Annotated in this window: 5 protein-coding genes; 3 read left to right on the top strand and 2 right to left on the bottom strand. The window is 73.0% G+C overall.

Annotated features, from left to right (window positions below; genetic code table 11):
• The coding region (rpsN, locus tag H5J33_RS34630) for a 30S ribosomal protein S14 (RefSeq protein ID WP_181798623.1) at nt 1-298 on the bottom strand (298 nt) is incomplete at its 3' end.
• Entirely contained in the window at nt 298-534 is a 237-nt protein-coding gene (gene rpmB / locus H5J33_RS34635; protein WP_181798626.1) for a 50S ribosomal protein L28, read from the bottom strand. The genes rpmB and rpsN, both read right to left, overlap by 1 nt.
• 62 nt (nt 535-596) lie before the next feature.
• On the opposite strand from rpmB, the gene rpmG reads away from it, so the two are divergent.
• The 3 genes from rpmG to H5J33_RS34650 form a co-directional block, all read left to right on the top strand.
• On the top strand, nt 597-761 hold the full coding sequence (rpmG, locus tag H5J33_RS34640; RefSeq protein WP_181798624.1) for a 50S ribosomal protein L33: 165 nt from the start codon (nt 597-599) through the stop codon (nt 759-761).
• Nucleotides 762-770: 9 nt separating this feature from the next.
• On the top strand, nt 771-1,025 hold the full coding sequence (locus H5J33_RS34645; RefSeq protein WP_181798625.1) for a type B 50S ribosomal protein L31: 255 nt from the start codon (nt 771-773) through the stop codon (nt 1,023-1,025).
• Nucleotides 1,022-1,594: GTP-binding protein (locus tag H5J33_RS34650; RefSeq protein WP_309485566.1), on the top strand; the 573-nt coding region annotated here is incomplete at its 3' end. The genes H5J33_RS34645 and H5J33_RS34650, both read left to right, overlap by 4 nt.

Below are 1,594 nucleotides of genomic sequence, written 5' to 3' on the forward strand. Positions count from 1 at the left end.
ACGACTTGCGGACCCCCGGCAGGAAGCCCTGGTGGGCGAGTGTGCGCAGGTTCACCCGGGACAGGCCGAAGGCGCGCAGGTGGCCGCGCGGGCGGCCGTCGATTCGGTCGCGGTTGCGGACGCGCGTGGCGCTCGCGTCCCTCGGCTGGGCGCGCAGTTCCCGCTGGGCGGCGAGCCGTTCGGCCTCGGGTGTGGAGGGCCGGCGGATGATCTCCTTCAGCTCGGCGCGACGCTCGGCGTACCGGGCGACGACCTCCCGGCGCCGCTCGTTCCTCGCGATCTTGCTCTTCTTCGCCATCAGATCCGCACCCCCCGGGCACGGATGCGGGCGACGGCCGCCTCCACACCGATCGCGTCCACCGTCCTGACCGCTTTGGCGCTCAGCCGCAGCCGGACGTACCGGCCCTCGCCGGGCAGCCGGTAGCGCTTGGTCTGGATGTTGGGGTCGAAGCGGCGGGAGGTGCGCCGGTGGGAGTGGGAGACGCGGTTGCCGAAGCCCGGCCGGGCCCCGGTGAGCATGCAGTGGGCGGACATGGTGACGTAGCTCTCCTCGCAGCGAGTCAGCAAATGGAATTCATTTTCAGTAAGGTAGCAGCATGCCACGCAACGAGCTGCGCCCGGTCATCAGGCTCCGGTCCACCGCCGGGACCGGCTACACCTACGTGACCCGCAAGAACCGCCGCAACGACCCGGACCGTCTGACGCTGCGCAAGTACGACCCCGTCGCCGGCCGGCACACCGACTTCCGAGAGGAGCGCTGAACCCCCGCCATGCGCAAGGGAATCCACCCCGCCTACGGCCCGGTCGTCTTCCGCGACCGCGCCGCCGGTCACGCCTTCCTCACCCGGTCGACCATGACGAGCGACAAGACGGTGGAATGGGAGGACGGCAACACCTACCCCGTCGTGGACGTCGAGATCTCGAACGTCAGCCACCCCTTCTACACCGGCACCGCGCGCGTGCTGGACACCGCCGGACGCGTCGAGCGCTTCGAGCGCCGGTTCGGGAAGCGGGGCGGGGCGTGAGCCTGGCGGTGGCCGTCGTCGGCGGGCTGCACGCCGCGGCCCGCACGGCGGCCGTCGACCGGCTGCTCGCCGAGGTGCCCGGAAGCGTCGTGCTGCACCACGACCTCTCCACGGCCCCCGCCGGCCGGGTCGCGCGGACCGTCCGGGACCGCGACGGCATCGTGTCGCGCGGCGAGACACCCCTGGTCAACGACTGTGCCTGCTGCGCGCTGCGCGAGGACCTGGTGCCCGAACTGCGGCGGCTGGCCGACGCGGGGGCCACCCGGCTGGCGATCGTCGAGCTGTGGGACTCCGTCGAGCCGAAGGCGATGGCCGAGGTGATCGCCTCCGGCGGGCTGACCGTCACGTCCGTGATCACGGCCGTGGACCCGGCGCTGGTGCTGCCGTACCTGGGCAACGGCGACGACCTCGCCGAGGCGGGGCTCGCCGCGGCGGCCACCGACCGGCGCACGGTCGCCGACACCTTCGCCCGGCAGCTGGAGTACGCGCCCGTGCTCGCCGTCGCCGACTCCCCGGAGGCCGACGGGGAGGACCTGGAGCTGCTGGCACAGCTGCACCCGACGGCCCGC

The sequence above is a fragment of the Streptomyces sp. WELS2 genome (genome assembly GCF_013870595.1).
Taxonomy (GTDB): domain Bacteria; phylum Actinomycetota; class Actinomycetes; order Streptomycetales; family Streptomycetaceae; genus Streptomyces.

Coding starts and splice junctions, on each gene's coding strand:
- H5J33_RS34645 (WP_181798625.1), top strand. CDS start 771: ATGCGCAAGGGAATCCACCCCGCCTACGGCCCGGTCGTCTTCCGCGAC.
- rpmG (WP_181798624.1), top strand. CDS start 597: ATGCCACGCAACGAGCTGCGCCCGGTCATCAGGCTCCGGTCCACCGCC.
- rpmB (WP_181798626.1), bottom strand. CDS start 534: ATGTCCGCCCACTGCATGCTCACCGGGGCCCGGCCGGGCTTCGGCAAC.